The sequence below is a fragment of the Delftia tsuruhatensis NBRC 16741 genome (assembly GCF_001571325.1).
In the GTDB taxonomy this organism is placed as follows: Bacteria; Pseudomonadota; Gammaproteobacteria; order Burkholderiales; family Burkholderiaceae_C; genus Comamonas; species Comamonas tsuruhatensis.
This window is the reverse complement of sequence record NZ_BCTO01000035.1, coordinates 1-20,701: the sequence shown is the minus strand read 5'-3', so window position 1 is coordinate 20,701 and position 20,701 is coordinate 1. Positions and strand designations below refer to the sequence as shown.

The following is a 20,701-nucleotide window of genomic DNA, read 5'->3' as shown; positions in this document are numbered from 1 at the left end:
TCCCCCTCACACGTCCAGCAGCGGGCGGTGCTTGATGTGCCGCGCGAACACGGCCATGAACTGCGGATCGACGCGCGCGCCCCACACCGCCAGCGAATGGCCGACGATCCAGAGCACCACGCCAGGAATCCACAGTTGCAGGCCCAGCCCGACAGCGGCGGCCAGCGTGCCGTTCGCAATGGCGACCGTTCGCGGCGCACCGCCCAGCAAGATCGGCTCGGTCAGCGAGCGGTGCAACGGCACCTCGAACCCGGCCGCGAAGGTATCGGGCATGCTCATACGACAGCCCCGCCCGAGAACGAAAAGAACGACAGGAAGAAGCTGGAAGCCGCGAAGGCGATGGACAGGCCGAAGACGATCTGGATCAGCTTGCGGAATCCGCCCGACGTGTCGCCGAAAGCGAGCGCGAGGCCCGTGGCGATGATGATGATGACCGCGACGATGCGCGCCACCGGCCCCTGGATGGATTCGAGTATGGATTGCAGCGGGCCTTCCCACGGCATCGAGGAACCGGCGGCCTGCGCGGTGCCTGCCAGGAACAGCAGCAGCGCGGCCAGCAGCAGCCCGTGCCCCGCAGGGCGGGCAAGGCTGCGCAGCCGCGCGAGGCCCGACAGGTGCGAAAGCGGATTTACGGAAAGACGGAAAGCAGGAACGATCATCTGCGTCATGGCAGTTCTCCAAGTGAGTCAGGGGATCGGGAGGTCGCCGCAGCGGGTGCGGCATCGGGGTTTGGCGACAACTCGGGAAACGGCGTGTCCAGCGCGTCCGCACCCCAATCCGCCAATTGGTAGCCAACGCCGTCGAAGCCGACGACGCGGGCGATGCTCTCGATGCGGCGCTTGCGCCCGCGCCCGGCGATGTGGATCACCACGTTGACCGCCTCGGCGATCAGCGCACGGGGCGGATTCACCGCCACTTCGAGAATCAGTTGCTCCAGGCGCAGCAGCGCGCCCAGCGCGGAGCCGGCGTGGATCGTGGCGATGCCGCCGGGATGACCCGTGCCCCACACCTTGATGAGATCCAGCGCCTCGGCGCCGCGCACCTCGCCGACGACGACGCGATCAGGCCGCAGGCGCATGGACGAGCGCACCAGCTCGGTCATGGACACGACGCTGGCGCGCGTGCGCAGCGGCACATGGTCGCGGGCCGCGCATTGCAACTCGATGGTGTCTTCGAGCACCAGCACTCGGTCGCCGGTAGCGGCAATCTCGGCCAGCAGCGCATTGGCGAGCGTGGTCTTGCCGCTGCTCGTGGCTCCCGCGATCAGGACGTTCTGGCGCTCGCGCACGGCGCGAACGAGAAAGCCCGCCTGCTCGGCGGTCACCATTCCGTCCTCGATGTAGCGCGACAGAGGAATGACGCCGATGGCGCGCTTGCGCAGCGCGAAGGCCGGCCCCGGCGCAGCGGGCGGCAAGATGCCCTCGAAGCGTTCGCCGGTTTCGGGCAACTCGGCGGACAGCAGCGGTTGCCCGCGATGGACTTCTGCGCCGACGTGGGCCGCGACCAAGCGAATGATTCGCTCGCCGTCCGTCTCCGGCAACTCCACGCCCATCGGCGCGCGCCCACTGGAAAGCCGATCCACCCAAAGGGTGCGATCAGGGTTCAGCATCACCTCCACCACGTCCGGGTCTTCGAGCGCGGCGACGATCAGCGGCCCCATCGCCGTGCGCAGCATTTGGATGCGCCGGTCGAGCGACGTGGTGCTCATGGGCTGCGGAACGGCGCTCATGACGCACGCTCCTGCGCTTGCGTGGCTGCCGCCGCGTCTTCCATCCGCATTGGGTCGGGATGCAGTTCCTCCACCACGTCGCGCACTAGGCTGCGGCCCCGCAGCAGGTGGCGGCCAAGCTGCTCGGTGAACTGCTCGAAGCGCGCTTTGCCCTGCGCGCGTGCCGCGTCTTGGTGCGCCTCTGCAACCGGCGTGCTCACGGTCAGGTAGTAGCGGATGAACAGCGCCAGCGCTTCGATGGCGATGTTCTGGTCGCGCTCCATGCGATCGGCTTGGCGCGACAGGCGATCAAGCCGCTTGGCAAGGGCCGCCTCGCGCTGGTCGGCGGTATCGGGCGACAGCCACGATGCGAGTGCCGCCGCGACGATGGACGACTTGGACACGCCTTTCTTGGCAGCCAGTTCGTCGAGCCGCTTGGCGTGCTCGGGCTGGATAAAGAGGTTCAGGCGGTAATGGCTCATAGCTCGATTCCGTCGTTGGGGTCGAGGGAAGCCAGCCGGGCGCTGCGCTGCATGGCCGGATCAAGCTGGCGCGGAAGGGGAAGCGGCAGGTCGTCGTCGTCATCGAGCAGCGCGAGGTCGGCTGTGGACGCGGCCAGCTCGGGGTCGTAGGCGACGGTTTCGGAAAGCTCGGGCTGGCGGCGCAGGCCGCCGTCATCCGTGGAACCCAGGCCATCGGCGGATGCCGTGGCCAGCGCAGCGGGCACGGCGGGAATCGCCAACCCGCTCCAGTCGTCGGGCCGCAATGGCGGCGCGTCGGCGTACTGTCCTTCCGCCAGCGCGGGCGGCAGCAGCACGCGGCGCTTGAAATTGGCGTCCGCGTAGTAGCGCAGCTTCTTCGCCTTGATCGGTGCCACGCTGGACACCATCACCACGGCCTCGTCAGGCGGAAGCTGCATCACCTCGCCCGGCGTCAGCAGCGGGCGGGCCGTCTCCTGCCGCGACACCATCAGGTGGCCCAGCCACGGCGCGAGCCGATGGCCCGCGTAGTTGCGCTGCGCGCGCAGCTCGGTAGCGGTGCCGAGCGTTTCGGAAATGCGCTTGGCCGTGCGCTCGTCGTTCGTGGCGAAGGTCACGCGCACATGGCAGTTGTCCAGAATCGAATGGTTCTGGCCATAGGCTTTGTCGATCTGGTTGAGCGACTGCGCGATGAGGAAGCTGCGGATGCCGTAGCCCGCCATGAAGGCCAGCGCCGTCTCGAAGAAGTCGAGCCGCCCCAGCGCCGGGAACTCATCGAGCATCAGCAGCAGCTTGTGGCGGCGCTGAATGCCGTCGGAGCCGTCGAGCGACTCGGTGAGGCGCCGGCCGATCTGGTTGAGGATCAGGCGAATGAGCGGCTTCGTCCGCGAAATGTCCGAAGGCGGCACCACGAGGTACAGCGATACCGGATGCTCGGCAGCGATCAGGTCAGCGATGCGCCAGTCGCAACGCGAGGTGACTTCGGCCACCGTGGGATCGCGGTACAGGCCGAGGAACGACATGGCCGTGGACAGCACGCCCGAGCGTTCGTTATCGCTCTTGTTGAGGACTTCGCGCGCAGCGGATGCCACCACGGGATGTGGGCCACCACCTTCCTCGTTCACGAGGTGCGGCGTAGTCATCATCCGATGCAAGGTCAGCTCGAACGGACTGGCCGGGTCGGAGAGGAAGTTGGCGACGCCGCGCAGAGTCTTGTCTTCGCCTGCGTAGAGCACATGCAGGATGGCCCCGACCAGCAGCGCGTGCGAGGTTTTTTCCCAATGGTTTCGCTTCTCTAGCGCCCCTTCGGGGTCAACGAGGATGTCAGCGATGTTCTGCACGTCGCGCACCTCATGCGCGCCGCGCCGTACCTCCAGCAGCGGGTTATAGGCCGCTGACTTCGCATCGGTCGGGTTGAACAGCAGGCAATGCGAGAAGCGCGAGCGCCAGCCGGCGGTGATCTGCCAGTTCTCGCCCTTGATGTCGTGGATGACGGCCGAGGCCGGCCAGGAAAGCAGCGTCGGCACCACCAGACCGACGCCTTTGCCCGAGCGCGTGGGCGCAAAGGTCAGGACGTGTTCCGGGCCTTCGTGGCGCAGGTACTGGCGATCGTGCTGGCCGAGGAACACCCCGGCCGGCTGTGTGAGGCCGGCTCTACGAATGTCCTCCGCGTTCGCCCAGCGTGCCGAGCCGTAGGTCGTAACCAGCCGCGATTGGCGCGAGCGCCAGATCGACATACCGATGGCGACCACCACCGCCAGCAGGCCGCTGCCGCCCGCGATGGCGCCGCCGGTATCGAACACGCGGGGCGCGTAGGCATCGAAGAAGAACCACCACTCGAACAGTTTCCACGGGTGGTAGATCGGCGTGCCAAGAAGATCGAACCAGGGCGAGCCAAGGCGTAGTTGATAGCCAAGGGTTGCTGCTGTCCATTGTGTGGCGCTCCACACCCCAGCGATCACGATGCCGAATACCACGGCGATCTGACCAAACAGCACGTTCGTCCCTTGCATAACCTCGCCTCCGATCACGGCACACAGAGGTGCCGCAGCACTGAGGATCAAGGCGTTCGCGCAGGTCGGTCAAAGGCCGATGTGGCGGCAATTTAGGCCCAAAAAGTCAGATTTCCTTTAGAGGCGAAAGCAATAAAAACGCCGCAAGCGCGAGCGCATTGCGGCGTAGTGAGGTAACAGCGAGAACTTCGTCGCAGCGATGCGACCGAGAGATAACCTACTTGGATTTCTGCTCGGGCCGATCACCGAAAAATCGCCGTTTGGCGGCTTCGGCAGCACGCAGACATAGTTCGTCGCCAACCTTCGCGCGGTCTTCCTTGCATTGACGTTGAATCTCTTTGATGCGTTCGGGATTGGCTACGAGCGCATCCACGGTTTCCGAAGGTTGAGAAGGACCGCATGCAGGCAGTGCAGTGACCAATATCAGCAATATCACTTTGTTCATAGCCTTATTCCTACTATCGGTCGCGTGGAAGGTCTTCGGGGATGCCGAGTTCATCAGCCGCATCAATAAAATCTACTCGTTCGATAAATCGAGCCAGCATTTCTGACGGCTCCGTATCGCGGCGCAGCAGATAGGTCATGAGCATAGTCGGCTTGCCCGCCAAGCGCCGGGCCACGACTCCCGGCTCGCGGCTGGAAGCAATATGCGCCTCGCCCGCCAAGCCCAATGCTAAGCCAGCGGAGACTAAAGTCATCATCACGTCGAAGGTCGCCACGCGCTGCGCGATCAGCGGCTCTTGTCCGCATGTGCGTAGGAACCGATCGACCTGGCGTGCGTGGCCTTCGCACACTGCTGGGTCGCCCAGCGCCAGCGGATGGCGCAGCACCTCCTTCAGCGGGATCTGTTTGAAGGCAAGCACCGGATGGCGGGCTGGTACCGCAACCATCAATTCGTCTTCCCATGCAGGAGTGACGATGATGCCATCACCTGCATCCTCTGCCATCGAGAAGCCCGCGTCATACAGGTCGCTATGAAGCCCCTTGATCTGCTGATCCAGGGGCACCTCGAACAATCGGATTTCCACCTCGGGGTCTTCTTCGCGGCTGCGCGCCAGCAATGCCGGCAGGCGCGAAGGCGTGACGCCATCGGACAAGGCAATACGCAACTGGCCGCAAAAGCCGTTGGCGGCGGACTTAACACTATCGCGGGCCTGCTCCAGCACTGTAAAGACTCGCTGAACGTGCTCCAGAAACAGCCGTCCAGCGCGGGTCAGTTGTGTGCTGCGAGTGGTGCGGACAAACAGGCGTGCGCCGAGTTCTTCCTCCAACTCCTTGATGGTGCGAGATAACGGAGATTGGTCGATGTGCAACCGCTCGGCAGCGCGGGCAAAGTGAAGCTCCTCTGCTACAGCGAGGAAACATCGTAGATGACGAAGCTCCACAAACTAATCTCCTAATAAGTGTTATTTGAACCTACACATTGAATCTTCTGTCCGGGGTAGTCACTGAAGGCCATGCGCCTATCCGAATCGGACAGGCGCTGGGACTTCTTTCTGACGCCATTGGGAGGCATCAGCAGATCGCGTGAATTACCCGCCGTGATCCTGTTCAAGCAGCGAGCTGAGGGGAGCAACTTCATTGCTGGTGATGGTGACCATCAGCCCATCCTTCGTGACTACAGACGAACCAATCTTCTGGTGCACAGCACGCCCAAAGCAATCCTCTTGCGCCATGCGTCCATCTTTGAAGAAGTACAGCGTCCCTCCATTGTTCAGTGGGATCATTTCTTTGGCGGCATGAGCAGCCGCATCACCGGCAAACGCGGGCGCAGCGAGAACACTCAGCAGGGCAACAACAAGAATGCGTGACTTCATGATTAGCTTCTTAAAATTGACGACGAGAGAATTCCGCCGCACCGCTAATTTAGAAGCCTGGTCTCGTCAAAGCGCTGACGTCGCCATTACATCGCGCTCATGCTTCGTCATGGAATCGAAATCAAGAGATCACACCTGCGTCGGAGACAGAATGCCAAGCCAGGCGACGCTTGCCATGACAAGCACCGCAAGAGTTGCTTCCGCAGACAAACTTCGCCTCAGCTTGGCGACAGCCGTGCCTGTATTGCCTGATTCAAGCGAGGCCTGGAGGCCGGGACTCAACCTGTATCGATTCGCCGCTGCCAGCGCGAGCATACCCCCGACCAGCGCCAACTTCAGCAACAGCAACCGCCCGTAGAGCGTCGAGAACAGTGGCCCGATCGAGGGCCCAACGATCAGTAGGTAGTTGAGGATTCCGCTCGCCGTAAGCACGATCACGATCAGCGTGCCGATGCGGGCAAAGCCGTTGGACGTGCGACTCAGCAGTCGCAGCATGCTTTGTGGTGCATCGAGTGCTCGGTCGCTCCTCAACGTCGCCAGCAGCAGGAACGCTACGATGGCGCCGACCCAGGCTCCGGCAGTCCACAGATGCGCGATGTCATTGCCGAGGTGAAAGTATCCGCGCAGCCCGTCATCCATGGCCCCGTGCCCCACCCAGGCGAGCGTTGCCAGGGCCGTACCGCTCGAGGCTGCCAAGCCCACGAAGCGCAGCGTCGGATTGAGCCTTAGCACGGCCAACAGCACGCACAGCAGCAGCGCCATGATGCGCACGCACCATGAGATCCCCATGTGCGTCCCCGTGATGAGCATTTCGAAGACGTGCGTCGTCAGCTCCGCATAGCTCTGGGCACCCGACATCGCCTTGGCCAGGACGGTCAGCGCCCAAACCGAGAGCACGATTCCGAGAGCCGCGGCAGCACCGACCAAGGTCCTGAAGCGATGTGCAACCGCCGAGGATCGCTCGTCGCGGCCCAGCGCGTACAGAGCGAACAAGGCGACGCCAAAAGCCGCCGCCAAGTCCAGGTACAGCGCCAGGCGCAATGCGATGGTCAACCAATCCCCGGCCATCGGCTTACTTGACCTTGAAGCTCACATTGCCCGTGATCGGATGCGTGTCTGAGGAAACGGCACGCCATTCAACGCGGTAGTCGCCGGCGCGCAGCGGCTGCGCAGGTGTGATCACCATGGTCTTTCCGTCGCCGGCAGCAGCCACGCTGGCGTTGATCTTCATGTTGCCGTGGTTGGGCATGCCCGGCATGCCTGTCATCACAAGGTTAGCCGCCGAAAACTGCGGCACGAGCGTCTCGGTGAATTTCAGCTCGATGGTCGCCGGGGCATCGACTTCGGACTTGTCGGCGGGCGTGGAAGACACCAGCGCGGGATGCGCGAAAGCGGCGGTCGCGAACAGGCTGGCGGCGATCGGCGTGATGAGTTTGGCAATCAGTGCAGAGCGGGTCATGGAAGTTCCTATCTTGGTGTTGAAAGGTTGGGGGATTGAGCGAACACGGACTGCACGCGGCTCGATGGAGCGCAGTCCGATCAGATGGTTGTGTGGCGCGATAGCGACCTCCTGGTTCAGTTCTTGACCGGTCATTGCCCTCGGGGCCCGGCACCACGCAGGCGCAAGGCGTTGCCGACCACCGACGCCGAACTGAGGCTCATGGCCAGAGCCGCGATCAAGGGGGACAGCAGCCAGCCCGTGAAGGGATAGAGCACGCCGGCAGCAACCGGGATGCCGAGCGCGTTGTAGAGAAAAGCGAACACGAGGTTTTGCTTCATGTTGCGCACCGTGTCGACCGAAAGCGTGCGCGCCACGGCGATGCCCCGAAGGTCACCCTTGACCAGGGTCACCTGCGCGCTGTTCATCGCCACGTCGGTGCCCGTGCCCATGGCGATGCCCACGTCCGCCTTGGCCAGAGCCGGTGCATCGTTGATGCCGTCACCCGCCATGGCGACGACACGGCCTTCCTTCTGCAGACGCTCGATCAACTGCAGCTTGTCGGCCGGCTTGACCTCGCCATGGACCTCGTCGATGCCCAGGCGGGCACCCACCGCCTTGGCGGTGGTATGTCCATCACCGGTGGCCATGATGACGCGCAGGCCGGCCGCCTTGAGCGCGGCCAAAGCCTCAGGGGTGCTGTCCTTGACCGGATCGGACACGGCCAGCAGGCCGGCAAGCTGACCGTCGACCGCCAGGTACATGACGCTCGCGCCCTCGCTGCGCAGCGCCTCCGCCTGCGGCACCAGTGGATCAACCGAAACACCCGCCTGCTGCATCAGCACCGTGTTGCCCAGCGCCAACTGGCGCTGCTCGACCTTGCCTCGCACGCCGATGCCGGTCCCCGATTCGAAGCCTTGCGGCTTGGCGAGTTGCAACCCCTGGGCCCGGGCAGCCTGCACGATGGCGTCGGCCAAGGGGTGCTCGCTGCCCTGGTCCAGGCTGGCCGCCAGGCGAAGCACCTCCTGGTCGGTGAAGCCAGCAACGGCGACGGCTCGGTCGAAGGCGGGACGACCTTGCGTCAGGGTGCCCGTCTTGTCGATGACCAGCGTATCGACCTTGCGCAGGTTCTCGATCGCCGCGGCATCTCGGAACAACACGCCCTGCGTGGCGCCGCGGCCGGTGGCCACCATGATGGACATCGGTGTGGCCAAGCCCAGCGCGCACGGGCAAGCGATGATGAGGACCGCAACGGCATTGATCAGCCCATACACCCAGGCCGGTTGCGGCCCGTAGAACCCCCAGACGAAGAGCGTCGTCAACGCGATGGCGACCACGACCATCACGAAGTAGCCCGCGACGAGGTCGGCCATGCGTTGCATGGGCGCCTTGGAGCGCTGAGCTTGGGCAACCATCTGCACGATCTGCGAGAGCACGGTGTCAGAACCGATGCGCTCCGACCGCATGACCAGTGCACCACTGGTGTTGAGTGTGGCGCCGATCACCTTGTCGCCCGCGCGCTTGCTCACCGGCAGCGGCTCGCCGGTCAGCATGGACTCGTCGACCGCGCTACTGCCCTCGTGCACCACGCCGTCGACGGGCACCTTCTCGCCGGGGCGGATGCGCAGCAAATCGCCCACGTGCACATGGCTGAGCGGCACATCCTCCTCGCGCCCATCAGCGCCGATGCGGCGCGCGGTCTTGGGCGCCAGTCCCAGCAGCGACTTGATTGCCGCAGAGGTCTGCGAGCGGGCCTTGAGTTCCAGCACCTGGCCCAGCAGGGTCAGCGAGATGATGACGGCCGCGGCCTCGAAGTACACCCCGACGCGGCCCATGGAGAAGAACGAAGCCGGAAACACCTGTGGTGCCACGGTCGCTACCACGCTGTAGAGGAAGGCGGCTCCCGTACCCAGGCCGATGAGGGTCCACATGTTCGGGCTGCGGTGCACCACCGACTGCCAGCCGCGCGAGAAGAAGGGCCAACCCGCCCACAGCACGATCGGCAGCGACAGCACCAGCTCGACCCAACTCTGCGTGGCCATGTCCATCAGATGCAACCGCTCGCCCGCCATGGCGAGCGCCAGCACCACGAGCGTCAACGGCAGCGTCCACCAGAACCGGCGAGAGAAGTCGCGAAGCTCGGGGTTGTCATCGTCCAGGTCGGGCAACAGCGGCTCCAGCGCCATGCCGCACCTCGGGCAGGTACCAGGGTGGTCCTGGCGAATCTCCGGATGCATCGGGCAGGTGTAGACCGAGCCCGGCGCTGCGGCGGGCGTTGGCGCGGCCTGCGCCATCGGATCCTTTGCCGTGTGCACGTAGCGCAGCGGCTGCGTGTCGAACTTGTTCTTGCAGCCGGCGCTGCAGAAGAAGTAGGTGCGCTCTTCGCGGCTGGAACGGTGCGGTGACTGCGACGCGACCGCCATGCCGCAGACGGGATCCCGTTCTCCGGCCTCGGGCTTCGAGGCATCCGATGAACTTGCGCCGTCGTTCTTGGGCAGGTCGGCACTGTGCTCGTGGTCCTCGTGGTGCGCATGTGGGCGGGAGCCCGACGCGTCCTTAGGCGCGTCGTGAGGGGGATGTCCATGACCTGACGATGGGAGGGAAGAGTTCATGTTGTGTGCTGGCCTCGCCTAAGTTCAAGCGGCGCGATAAGCGCGAAGGGTTCGTCCGACATCCTCAAATACCGTGGAGCGCCGCACTCACACCTCATAGAAAAGACGCGCGGGCGTGCAGCTTCGCTTCGTTCATCGCTGCTCGCCGCCGGAAGCCGGGACCGCGTTCGACGCTTCCTTGCCTTCCCGCGACGGCTCGGTGTTGTTGTCGTCGGCGCGGTGACCGTGGCCTCGGTGCATGAAGAGGTGCATCAGCGGACATGCCGCAAGCAGCAGGAATGGCAGATAGCCTGCGATATGCGTCAAGTGCCCCTTCAGCAGGAAGTACGCAGCGACGGCCGCGATTGGCACCAAGATCAGGAAAGCCAGGCCGTAGCGCGACCGCCAGAATTGGGGGCGGCCGCTGGGTGTCTGCGTGTGCGCATGGTGCATAAAAAGCTCTCCCGGATCCGTGTTCAGCGATGCGACTGGAAGACCGTGCTCTTGCCGTCCGCCGTCAACAGCAACACGTCGTAGGCGTCCTTGCGGTCACCGTACACGGGACCGTCCATGCCGGGCGAGCCGACCGGCATGCCTGGTGCGGCCAGGCCGATGGCCCGCGGTGCTTCCCGCAGTAGACGACGGATGTCTGCGGCCGGGACATGGCCCTCGATGGCGTATCGCCCGATCTGCGCCGTGTGACAGGAGCCGAACTTCTGCGCGATGCCCAGGCGCGCTCGCGCGGCGTTGTTGCCGCTATCGAAAACCTGCACCTCGAACCCAGCCTGCTCCATGTGCGTGATCCAGTCCTTGCAGCAGCCGCAGCTCGGGTCCTTCCAGACCTTGGCCGTCAGCCGCTCCTGGGCCAGGACGGGGCCCGCCAGCAGCAAGGCAAGGACGCCCGCGATGGCGGCTCGGCGCTTCGCTTCGACCGGACGCTGCGTGTGCTGTGTTGTCGTGTTCATGCTTTGCCCACTCCTCACGTCGACGTGTTACCAACTAAAACCAGAAGCGCACACCGGCCACCCAGCGTGTTTGCAGGGGGCGGCCGCCCGAGGCGCGCACGTAGTCGGCGGTCTGGCCGAAGCTGCCCGCGCGCTCCACGCCGATGTAGGGCGCGAACTGGCGGCTGAACTCGTAGCGCAGTCGCAGGCCCGCGGACGCTTCGGCGAGGCCCTTGCCGATGCGCCGCTCTGGATCGTCCTTGCCGTAGAACTGCAGCTCGGCGCGCGGCTCGAGCACCAAGCGCTGGGTCAGCAGCATCTCGTAGCTGCCCTCCAGGCGCAGCGCGGTCCTGCCGCCGCTGCCCACGTAGGCGGTCGCGTCCAACTCGAACCAGTACGGCGCGAGTCCCTGGATGCCGAAGGCCAGCCACTGGCGGCTTGGTCCCTCGCCGGTGTCCAGGCGGACGCCCAGTTGCGTGTCCCAGAAGGTGGAGACCGCATGGCCCCACAGCAGTTCGGTGCGCGCCTCTTCGAACTTGCCGCCCGCCACGTCGCCCTCGGCCTTGAGCACCGCCCGATTGAAGGCGTTCCCATACCAGGCTTGCAGGCCGTAGGCCGTGTCATTGCCGCCATTGCGCGTGAAGCGACGCTCCAGGGTTTCGGCCCGTAGCGAGAAGAAGGCGTGCTCGTCGGCCAGCATGAGCCGTGGCACGCCCGGCACGGCGTAGTCACCCGATCCCAGCTTGAGGCCATTGGAGTAGGCGTGCGGATCGCGCGCATCGGGCGGGGCCGAGCCGCCTTGCATGCGCATGTTGCCGTGGTCCATGGCCGGTGCGGCGGTCGCGGAGGAGGCGCCACTGGCGGGCGCACCATGCCCGGCATGAGGATCGGTCGCCGCGGCAGCGGCAGGCGTGGCCGGCGCAGAGGGCGAAGACGGCGCGCCGCTGGCGGGAGCCCCGTGTCCGGCATGCGGGTCAGCGGCGGCAGGATTCGCGGTTGCGGCAGGTGCGACTGCTGGCGCGGGTGTGGCGCGGGGAGCGGCTTGACCATGGGCGCTGTGGTCGTTCTGCGCCCGGGCTTGTGTGGCCACGCCGACAAGGGCCATGAGCGCGATGGACAGTGCGCGAAGGGGGAGTGCTTGGGACATTCTGGATCTTCCTTGTGCTGGGCTCAGGACACCACGACTTCGCGGAACATGCCGGCATCCATGTGGAACATCAGATGGCAATGCCAGGCCCAGCGTCCGAGCGCGTCGGCCGTCACAAGGAAACTGATGCGTTGCGCGGGCTGCACCGGCAGGGTGTGCCGGCGGGCGAGGAAGCGGCCATCCGGGCTCTCCAGCTCGCTCCACAAACCGTGCAGGTGCATGGGATGGGTCATCATCGTGTCGTTGTGCAAGATGACCCGCAGGCGCTCGCCGTAGCGAAAATGGACCGGCGTGGACTTGCCGAACTCCAGTCCGTCCAGAGACCAGGAATAGCGCTCCATGTTGCCCGTCAGGTGCAACTCGACCTCACGGCCGGGGCCCCGTTTGTCCAGCGGACCCGATGGCGTGTGCAGATCCGCGAGGGTCAGGACACGCCTCCCGTTGTTGCGCAGGCCGATGCCGGGGTCATCCAGGTTGGTGCGCGCCATGTCGACCCGCATGTCCGTGCTCGCGCCGTATTCGGTGCGCGCGTGGCGCGCCGTGGTGCTTGGCACAGCCAGCGCGCCCGCGGCATGCTGGCTGTGGTCCATGGCCATGCCGCCGTGGTTCATGGCGCCATGGTTCATCCCGCCCATCGCGCCGTGGTTCATGCCAGTCATCGGGGTCGCGGCCATGCCGGCCATGCCGGCCATGCCAGCCATGCCAGCCATTCCCGTCATGCCGGTCATTCCCGTCATGCCGGCATCCTGGCCCGAAGCGCCGTGGTCCATGCCGCCCATCATGTCGCCCATGCCGAGCCATTCCACCGGATCCAAGGCAGGCACCGGCGCCTGCAGGCCCTCGCGCACTGCCAAGGTGGCACGCGCATACCCGGTGCGCTCCATGGCCTGCGCGAAGATCGTGTAGGCGTCGTCGCGTGGCTGAACGATGACGTCGATGGTCTCGCCCGGGCCGAAGCGGAATTCGTCGACCGTCACGGGCTCCACATCCACGCCATCGACGTGCACGACGGTGAGCTTGAGCCCAGGGATGCGTACGTCGTAGAAGGTGTTACCCGCGCCGTTGACCATGCGCAGGCGCACGCGTTCGCCCGGACGGAACAGGCCCGTCCAGTTGCCCGCCGGGGTCGTGCCGTTGGCGAGGTAGGTCAGGGTCGCGGAGGACAGATCGGCGAGATCGGTCGGGTTCATCCGCATTTCGTTCCACATCTTGCGCTTGCCGAGCGCAGCAGCCATGCCATCGCGCGAAACGTCGCGGAAGAAGTCGATGACGGTGGGCTGGTTGAAGTTCAGGTAATCGCTCTGGGACTTGAGCTTGGCGAAGATCCGCATCGGGTCTTCGTCGGTCCAGTCCGAGAACACGAGCACATGCTCGCGGTCGGCGTGGATGGTCTGGGGCCCGGCCGGATCGATGATGATCGCCCCATACATGCCGGTGAGCTCTTGCATGCCGGAGTGCGAGTGGTACCAATACGAACCGCTTTGCTCGACTTTGAATTGGTAGGTGAAGGTCTCGCCCGGCGCAATGCCGTCGAAGCTGATGCCGGGCACGCCGTCCATCTGGTAGGGCAGGATGATGCCGTGCCAGTGGATGGAGGTGGACTCGCGCAGCTTGTTGGTCACGCGGATGGTGACCGTTTCTCCTTCGCGCCAGCGCAGCGTTGGCGCGGGAATAGTGCCGTTGATCGTGGTTGCGATACCGGGCTTGCCTGTGAAATTGACGGGCGACTCAGCCACCACCAAATCGAACTCGTTGCCGCTCAGAACGCGAGGCCCCCCGACCGTTCCAGGGCCCTGCTGCGCAAACGCCTTGAGCGCGGGTGTCGACAGGCCAGCCATGACGCCACCGGCGGCCAAGCCCTGTACGAACCGCCGCCGGGACAAGCCCGGGGGCATGATTAGAAAAGGCGAGCGCGGCATAGGGTGGGATCCTCCAGGGGGTCAACGACAGTCGTCCTTGCCCGGACCCGGCCAGCCCGCTGGTCTCAGGGTCCAACGCACAAGGTTCGACGCATGGAGGACATCCTAAGGAGGGGGCGTTTTCCAACCCATGACCCGTCCATTACTTTCATGTAATGGTTGTGTCATCCTTCGGGAAGGGGCAGAGCGGTACATTGCCCGGTAGTGGGCGCAAAAGTCCCACGCGGCCCCTCTCACCGCAACGATTCTGTAAGGAAAGCCATGAAGATGCTGGTCGTCGAGGACGAAGCCAAGACGGCGGACTATGTGCGCCAAGGCCTGCAGGAGGCAGGCTTCATCGTGGACTTGGCCCGCACCGGCCTGGAGGGCCATCACCTGGCCATGAGCGAGTCCTACGATTTGATCGTTCTGGATGTCATGCTGCCGGACGTCGATGGCTGGCGCATCGTGCGCTCGCTGCGGGCGGCGGGCAAACAGGTCCCGGTGCTGTTCCTGACAGCGCGCGGCAGCGTGGACGATCGGGTCAAGGGCTTGGAACTTGGCGCCGATGACTACCTGGTTAAGCCGTTCGCGTTTTCGGAGTTACTGGCGCGCGTGCGCACGCTGCTGCGACGCGGCACTGCGCCGAGCCAACCCGACCGCATTCAGATTGTCGACCTGGAGCTCGATCTGGCACGCCGACGCGCCACACGGGCCGGCAAGCGTATCGCGCTGACCGTCAAGGAGTTCGCCTTATTGGAGCTGCTGGCACGTCGCCAGGGAGAAGTGCTGCCGCGCTCGCTGATTGCGTCCCAGGTGTGGGACATGAACTATGACAGTGACACCAATGTGATCGACGTGGCGATCCGCCGGCTGCGCGCGAAGATCGACGATGCGTTCAACCCCAAGCTGATCCACACCGTGCGCGGCATGGGCTACACGCTCGACACCGATGACGGCCTCTAAACCTGAGACGTCGGCCATTGGCCACGCCAAGCAGGTCAGGCCGACCCGGCGGCGCAGTCCCGCTTCGCTCGCCCTGCGCGTGACGGCATTGATCGGCGCGGCCATCACCTTGGTGTTCCTCTGTTTCCAGTGGGCCATCGTCCGATCGTTGGAGCATCACTTTGCGCAACAGGACGCGCATGAACTGGACGCGGTCATCTCGGCCCTGGCCGAGCCCTTGCGTCAGGGCGACGACATGGACCGCGACGCGCTGGGGCAGCAACTTGCCAATGCGGTGGCGGGGCACCACGGGATGAGCTACGCCGTCTACGACCAGACAGGCAACACCATCTACGCCACGGCGGGTCCTGACCTGTCCAAGATGAACCTGGCCCCCAAGCCTCTGGCGCAGATCGACGCCGAGGAGTTGGCGGTGTGGCAGGATCGTCAGCGGTCCTACCGGGGCGTTGCGTTCGAATTTGCAGCAGGCCCTACTTCGGATGCGCCACGCTACCGCATCCTCGCTGCCATGGACATCGGCTTCCACCTGGAATTCCTCGGGGAGTTCCAGCGCATGCTGCGTTGGGTGACCTTCATGGTCCTGTGCATTGCGCTGCTGGCCGCTTGGCTGGCGGTCCACTGGGGGCATCTGCCGATCCGCAAGGTCAACGAGAAAATCCGTGCCATCCGTTCGTCCAAACTGGACGTGCGACTCGACCCACGCGACGTGCCGATCGAGCTGTCAGAGTTGGTGTTCGCCTTCAACGACATGCTGGCGCGCATCGAGGAAGGCTTTGCCCGCTTGTCGCACTTCTCTGCCGACATTGCGCATGAGCTGCGCACCCCGGTGACCAACCTCGTGACACAGACCCATGTGGTGTTGGGGCAGCCCCGTAGCGCCGAAGAGTACCGGGAGATCCTGTACTCCCATCTGGAGGAGTTCGATCGCATGAGTCGCATGATCGCGGACATGCTGTTTCTCGCGCAGACCGAGAACGATCCACGCAACATCCGCATGAGCCAGGTCGACCTGAGTGCGCTGGTCCGGGGCTTGTTCGACTACTACGAGGCCCTCGCCGACGATCGACACATCACGCTCAGCCTCAAGGGCGCGGTCGAGCCGGTCCTGGCGGATCGCGAGATGTTGTCGCGGGCCATCGGCAACCTTCTTTCCAATGCCATTCGCTACACGCCGCGCGAGGCTCGGATCATCGTCACGCTCAAACAGGACGACCAGGGAACGGTCATTCGCGTCGAGAACCCGGGTGAGCGGATATCGGACGCCGATCTGCCCAAGCTCTTCGATCGCTTCTACCGCGCCGACCCTGCCCGCCAGCGCAAGTCCGCGGGGGCCGGCCTCGGACTGGCGATCGTCAAATCAATTGCCGAAGCTCATGGTGGACATGTGCAGGCAACGTCCAACGATACAGCGACTAAATTTGATCTAACGCTGCCTCGCATCGCTTAGGTTGGCCTCCCGCCATTGCGGGAGAATGCAGATCGTGGATGGGCGCAGTTTCGGCTCGTCGGAAGCAGGTGCTCGTCAGGTGATGGACATGCCTTTCTGTCGTCCGATCTCCCATGACACGCCACCGCCGCGTACAGTGGCAGCAAGTTGCTGACCTAGCCGTTGCTCGATCACTGGTTTCCACGGCACTAGGCTGAATCCCATGCCGTCATCGAGCATCGCGTAGCGACCGCTGGCCAGCATGACGGAGCGCCGGTAGATGCCGGCCACACGCTGCCCGTCGGCCACCGGGTGATGCTCCAGGCCGGTGTCGGCGGCAATGTCCTTCGCGGCCTGCGCTAGCTCCCGATTGCGCAGTGTGCCCAGCAGGTTCCGGGCGACGATCACGCGCTGCCCGCGCCGCTCGGCCATTCCCTGTTCGGCCAGGAAGTCGGCGCGCTGCTGCATCGCCTGCTTGGCCTCGCCACCAAAGCCCAGGTCGCCCAAGCCCGAGCCACCACCGATCAATTGCTGGTCGAGCCAGGTGGCCCCGATCACGCGAGCCTGCCGCTCGATGGGCAGATGCGATTTCAGTTCCACAGCCACGCCGCCAAGGCGCTGCGCGTCGTGGCGGCGGCCCTGTTCGGCTAGGTCGTCCGGCATCTTCCATAGTCCCTCGGCCACGCGCTCCACGATGCCGGCGCGGCGCAAGGCTTCCAGCCGGCGGACGTGGGCCGCGACGACTTCCTGCGGATCGCGGCCGGGCTTGGCCCGGCCTTGCTCAATCGCAAGGTGATGATCGGTGCGGTACAGGCCATCGCTCGCCAGCGCGGCGATGTTCTTGTCGGCCGCGCGCACATCGGCTGCCCCCTTTACCTCCACCACGGCGCCAATCGGGTAGTTCGCCAGCTCGTCGCGGGCGTTGAGCGCGACGTAGTGGGCCTTGCCGTCCACGCCGTCGATGACCAGATAGCCCCGGTCGCGCAGCTCGTCGGCAAGCCCCTTCGCGGCCACGCGGCCGAGGATGGTTTGGCCATCGTCGCCCGGCTCGAACACCGCCAGCTCGCGCGGCTCGCCGCGCATGGCCCGCTGCATGGTGCGGATGATGTCGCCGCGCTCGCCCAGGGCGCGTAGGGTCTTTTCGGCGTCGGCATGGACAGCCCAGGTGCCCGGCTGTATCTCATCGGCCAAGCCCAGGCGCTGCAAGCGTTGCAGGCGGCCGATCAGCAGCAGGCGCTGGCGTTGCAATCTCGGCTCGTTGAGGCATTCGACATGCACCAGGCCATCGTCGCCCAGCTCGCGCTTGAGCGTGCGATCCAGGCTCGTCCACCGTTCTTGCTCCACCTCGCGCCGCAAGGTCTGCTGGATCTCCAGCTCGGTGCGCGGCCCGAGCCATTCGGTCGCCAGTTCGGCGGCGCGATGGCGGAAGCCATCGGCGATGTAGTTGCCGGCGATGATGAGGTCTTTGCCGGTGTCGTCGCGCCCGCGCACGATCAGGTGGGTATGCGCGTTGTCGGTGTTCCAGTGATCGACGGCCACCCACTCCAGCCGTGTGCCCAGGTCGGCCTCCATTCGGCCCATCAGGTGCCGCGTGTAGGTGCGCAGGTCTTCCAGCTCGGCGCCATCCTCGGGCGAGAGGATGAACCGAAAGTGATGCCGGTCGTCGACGCAGCGTTCCTTGAAGGCGTCGAGGTCGGCGGCATCGGTCTGCGGCCCGTAGGCTTGACCCGGCTCGCCATCGCGGCCCACACCGTCGCGCTCAATGTAGCGCAGGTGCTTGGCGAGCGACTGCGGGCTGGCCCGCTGCTGATTGACCAGCAGCGTCTTGATAGTCACGCGCCGCGACACGGGCGTGAGCTTCGCTCCGACGAAGCGCGCCGCCGTGTGGCCGCGCCCCAGGCGCGAGCCGGGCCGCTGGCCGGTGCCCCTCCCGGAGCCGCTGGCAGCGCCAGGACGACGCACCGACGACTTGCCGCTGCTGGCCTTGCCTGCCTGCTTGAGCACCTTGGAAACGAAGCCCTGGCCCCGGTTCTTCGGGGCGCTGGGGCGGATGCGGAAATCGTCGTCGCGGCGGTCGGTCATGGCTGCGCTCCCTGCAAGCTCTGGCGTGTCCTGTCGTGCGAAGCACACGCACATGCCAGCATTGGCGCGAGCCTCGCGCTCCACGCGGCACGGCGGCGAAGCCGCTCCGTGCTGCGCCAACCCCACGTGCAGACTGGCTTTGCGGGCCGACAGGTGCCGCTCCCTTTTGTCTTGCCTTCCGCATTTGCCTCCCGCATCCGCTCCCGGCAATCGCGGCCCGGTGGCGCTGCTGCACCAGCAGCCAGCGCGCCGGCGAACGCGGATACGGCCGCAGGCCGGGCGCGTTCGAGGCAAGACGCCTGCACGTTGGACGGCTGCGCCGGAGACAGCGCGAAGTGCGGTGCGAATGCACCCGCACTGCACGCGCGACGACACGGCGACGACCAGCAGGACGACACGCCCGATGGCACGATGAGATGCATGGCAACGTGCAGCGAATCGACGGCCATCATGGGCGGGATTCCAGCCAGATCGGATGCGCGACGCCGATCACGGCGGATGCGCTGACCGGCCCGAAATACCGGCTGTCGAACGACGCCGGGTTGGTCACGCTCAAGAGGAACAGTTCGCCAGGCCGAAGCTGGCGGCACTGCCGCCAGGAAGGCAGCGGACGGCCCAGCCGGTCGGCGGGCAGCACGGCGGCCACCGGCACGCCGTCGATCCAGACCAGCGCATCAAACACGCACACCGTTTGCGGCGCGACGGCGCCCACGCGCTTGAGCAGCGGCACGCGCGCCGGCAGGTAGCGGCGCTGCGCGGCCAGCGCGGCGGTGTCTGCCGGCAACGTGGTCAAGACGATGCTGCCAACGGACAAAGGCTGGTGCAGCGAGTCGGTACGCTGGTGGAGCGGTTCCACGCGATACCAGCCGACCGCCACGCTGTCGGACGGGTTGTAGATGATGCGCGGCAGCGGATGCACGAAGGACGCCCAGGCCAGCGCAGCGAGGCCGCAGGCAGACAGGCACGCGAGCACGATGCGAGCGCGCAGGCGTGAGCGAGGACGCGGCGCGGTGCCGACAGTCGAAACGGCGGTCATGGCAGCGCCCTCCCGATGAGCCATCCGGCGTGCCGCTCGGCGGTGTATTCGGGCAGCGGCAGGCGCGCAGCGAGCCGGTTGGCGAGCGTGCGCCAGTACGCGGGTGAAGCGGCGGATGGCGCGATCCCCAGCGCCTCGATGGCGTCGATGCGCTCCAGCACGGCGCGCACCTGGTTCTCGCCCTCGGTGTGCAGCAGCAGGCGTGCGCCCGGCTGCACACCGGGGATGCGCTGCGCCGCGTCCAGCGGCGTGCAAGCCTGCATCACCATGAGCTGCCAGCGAACAGTGCCGTAGTCGGTGGACTGCCAGCGAATGCGGCAGAACATGGCATTCGGCATGAATACGGCGAGACTGCGCCAGCGGTCGAGCCGCAGCGTGCGCGCCGGTTCGCCGAAGCGCAGGTAGAGCTTGAAACGGTGCTCCAGGAAGGCCAGCGAAACGCGCGTTAGCGGCGTTGATGTTGGCCCCGTCGCGTGTGCTAGGAGTGGCGGCGACGGTGCAGCCGTGGCCGCGAAGGCAACAGGCGCGGGGGCAGACGAAGCGGATGCGGTCATGGTGTGTTCTCCCTGCGTTGTTCTGGAAACTCGCGCTCCAGCAGGCCGCGCAGCAGTTCGGCCACCGTCACGCCTTGCGTGAACGCCGACACCTTGATGCGCGCCCGCATTGCGGGCGTGATGTCGAGCGTCAGGCGTGCGGTGTAGAGGTCGCCCTTGCCCAGCGCATCGGCGTCGCCCTGGCGAATCCACGCCTCGGCGTGCGGATTCGCGGGCGGACGCGCGCCGATGCCGACGCGCTTTGTCGTGCGCTTGCTGGCGGGGCTGCTCATGTCGGCCACCGCAGCAGTTCGTCCACCAGTGCGGTGATTTCGCGCGCGGCGACGCTGTCCGGCGCCGTCTCGCGTGCCAGCCGGCCAGCAGCCACGCTGTCGGCGAACACGATGCGTTGATGCACTTCCGCGCGCAGCGCAGGAAGCGGCTGCTCGGCCAGCGCGCCGCGTGCTTCGCGTCCGATCACCGTGGTGCTCACGCGCCGGTTGATGACGAAGGCCGCGCGCAGCGCAGGCCGAAACACCTGCGCCTCGCGGATCAGCGCCACCATCTCGGCGCTGGCCCACAGGTCGTAGGGGCTGGGCTGCACCGGGATCAGCACGCGCTCGG

Annotated in this window: 21 protein-coding genes and 1 pseudogene; 2 read left to right on the top strand and 20 right to left on the bottom strand. The window is 65.8% G+C overall.

The window, feature by feature from the left end; translation table 11 throughout:
- Positions 1 to 6: 6 nt before the first annotated feature.
- From DTS01S_RS17825 to DTS01S_RS17760, 15 genes are all read right to left on the bottom strand, one after another.
- Entirely contained in the window at positions 7 to 279 is a 273-nt protein-coding gene (locus tag DTS01S_RS17825) for a VirB3 family type IV secretion system protein (RefSeq protein WP_009517039.1), read from the bottom strand.
- Complete coding sequence (locus DTS01S_RS17820; RefSeq protein ID WP_009517038.1) at positions 276 to 668, bottom strand: TrbC/VirB2 family protein; 393 nt, start codon at positions 666 to 668, stop codon at positions 276 to 278. The genes DTS01S_RS17825 and DTS01S_RS17820 overlap by 4 nt, the downstream gene beginning before the upstream one ends.
- Positions 665 to 1,729 carry a P-type conjugative transfer ATPase TrbB gene (gene trbB / locus DTS01S_RS17815; RefSeq protein WP_009517037.1) on the bottom strand — a complete coding sequence of 355 codons (1,065 nt, stop codon included), beginning with the start codon at positions 1,727 to 1,729 and terminating at the stop codon, positions 665 to 667. Before trbB ends, DTS01S_RS17820 begins: the two co-directional genes overlap by 4 nt.
- Positions 1,726 to 2,190 carry a ribbon-helix-helix protein, CopG family gene (locus DTS01S_RS17810; protein WP_009517036.1) on the bottom strand — a complete coding sequence of 155 codons (465 nt, stop codon included), beginning with the start codon at positions 2,188 to 2,190 and terminating at the stop codon, positions 1,726 to 1,728. Before DTS01S_RS17810 ends, trbB begins: the two co-directional genes overlap by 4 nt.
- A complete protein-coding gene (locus DTS01S_RS17805; RefSeq protein WP_009517035.1) occupies positions 2,187 to 4,199 on the bottom strand; it encodes a conjugal transfer protein TraG in 2,013 nt (670 codons plus the stop codon). Before DTS01S_RS17805 ends, DTS01S_RS17810 begins: the two co-directional genes overlap by 4 nt.
- A 217-nt stretch (positions 4,200 to 4,416) precedes the next feature.
- Positions 4,417 to 4,644: an EexN family lipoprotein gene (locus DTS01S_RS29760; protein WP_016451559.1), complete on the bottom strand. Its 228-nt coding sequence runs from the start codon at positions 4,642 to 4,644 to the stop codon at positions 4,417 to 4,419.
- 13 nt (positions 4,645 to 4,657) lie between these two features.
- Positions 4,658 to 5,584, bottom strand: a complete 927-nt coding sequence (locus DTS01S_RS17800) for a LysR family transcriptional regulator (RefSeq protein ID WP_009517033.1) — start codon at positions 5,582 to 5,584, stop codon at positions 4,658 to 4,660.
- A gap of 147 nt (positions 5,585 to 5,731) precedes the next feature.
- A complete protein-coding gene (locus DTS01S_RS29755; protein ID WP_039878134.1) occupies positions 5,732 to 6,016 on the bottom strand; it encodes a CopK family periplasmic copper-binding protein in 285 nt (94 codons plus the stop codon).
- Positions 6,017 to 6,145: 129 nt separating this feature from the next.
- Complete coding sequence (gene copD, locus DTS01S_RS17790) at positions 6,146 to 7,084, bottom strand: copper homeostasis membrane protein CopD (protein WP_009517031.1); 939 nt, start codon at positions 7,082 to 7,084, stop codon at positions 6,146 to 6,148.
- Between the two features lie 4 nt (positions 7,085 to 7,088).
- Positions 7,089 to 7,475: a copper homeostasis periplasmic binding protein CopC gene (gene copC, locus DTS01S_RS17785; protein ID WP_009517030.1), complete on the bottom strand. Its 387-nt coding sequence runs from the start codon at positions 7,473 to 7,475 to the stop codon at positions 7,089 to 7,091.
- 131 nt (positions 7,476 to 7,606) lie between these two features.
- The gene (locus DTS01S_RS17780) at positions 7,607 to 10,066 is read right to left on the bottom strand and encodes a heavy metal translocating P-type ATPase (protein ID WP_074931806.1); all 2,460 of its coding nucleotides are present in this window, start codon (positions 10,064 to 10,066) and stop codon (positions 7,607 to 7,609) included.
- Positions 10,067 to 10,198: 132 nt separating this feature from the next.
- Entirely contained in the window at positions 10,199 to 10,498 is a 300-nt protein-coding gene (locus DTS01S_RS17775; protein WP_009517028.1) for a DUF2933 domain-containing protein, read from the bottom strand.
- A gap of 23 nt (positions 10,499 to 10,521) precedes the next feature.
- Positions 10,522 to 11,010, bottom strand: a complete 489-nt coding sequence (locus DTS01S_RS17770; protein ID WP_009517026.1) for a DUF411 domain-containing protein — start codon at positions 11,008 to 11,010, stop codon at positions 10,522 to 10,524.
- A gap of 34 nt (positions 11,011 to 11,044) precedes the next feature.
- On the bottom strand, positions 11,045 to 12,136 hold the full coding sequence (locus DTS01S_RS17765) for a copper resistance protein B (RefSeq protein ID WP_174484801.1): 1,092 nt from the start codon (positions 12,134 to 12,136) through the stop codon (positions 11,045 to 11,047).
- A gap of 23 nt (positions 12,137 to 12,159) precedes the next feature.
- Entirely contained in the window at positions 12,160 to 14,055 is a 1,896-nt protein-coding gene (locus tag DTS01S_RS17760) for a copper resistance system multicopper oxidase (protein WP_074931803.1), read from the bottom strand.
- 261 nt (positions 14,056 to 14,316) lie between these two features.
- Here DTS01S_RS17760 and DTS01S_RS17755 point away from each other — a divergent pair, with 261 nt between their 5' ends.
- Together DTS01S_RS17755 and DTS01S_RS17750 are read left to right on the top strand one after the other, a co-directional pair.
- Positions 14,317 to 15,000 (top strand): heavy metal response regulator transcription factor, encoded by a 684-nt coding sequence (locus tag DTS01S_RS17755; protein WP_009517023.1) that lies wholly within the window; start codon positions 14,317 to 14,319, stop codon positions 14,998 to 15,000.
- Entirely contained in the window at positions 14,987 to 16,447 is a 1,461-nt protein-coding gene (locus tag DTS01S_RS17750) for a heavy metal sensor histidine kinase (protein WP_074931800.1), read from the top strand. The genes DTS01S_RS17755 and DTS01S_RS17750 overlap by 14 nt, the downstream gene beginning before the upstream one ends.
- Positions 16,448 to 16,522: 75 nt before the next feature.
- Here the strand turns inward: DTS01S_RS17750 and DTS01S_RS17745 are convergent, their stop codons facing one another.
- From DTS01S_RS17745 to DTS01S_RS17725, 5 genes and pseudogenes are all read right to left on the bottom strand, one after another.
- Positions 16,523 to 18,508 (bottom strand): relaxase/mobilization nuclease domain-containing protein, encoded by a 1,986-nt coding sequence (locus DTS01S_RS17745; RefSeq protein ID WP_009517021.1) that lies wholly within the window; start codon positions 18,506 to 18,508, stop codon positions 16,523 to 16,525.
- Between the two features lie 448 nt (positions 18,509 to 18,956).
- Entirely contained in the window at positions 18,957 to 19,544 is a 588-nt protein-coding gene (locus DTS01S_RS17740; RefSeq protein WP_012202386.1) for a S26 family signal peptidase, read from the bottom strand.
- Complete coding sequence (locus DTS01S_RS17735; protein WP_012202387.1) at positions 19,541 to 20,098, bottom strand: DUF2840 domain-containing protein; 558 nt, start codon at positions 20,096 to 20,098, stop codon at positions 19,541 to 19,543. Before DTS01S_RS17735 ends, DTS01S_RS17740 begins: the two co-directional genes overlap by 4 nt.
- Positions 20,095 to 20,370, bottom strand: a complete 276-nt coding sequence (locus DTS01S_RS17730; protein ID WP_012202388.1) for a hypothetical protein — start codon at positions 20,368 to 20,370, stop codon at positions 20,095 to 20,097. Before DTS01S_RS17730 ends, DTS01S_RS17735 begins: the two co-directional genes overlap by 4 nt.
- Positions 20,367 to 20,701: pseudogene (locus DTS01S_RS17725) on the bottom strand (ParA family partition ATPase); the annotation flags it as partial. The gene DTS01S_RS17730 and the pseudogene DTS01S_RS17725, both read right to left, overlap by 4 nt.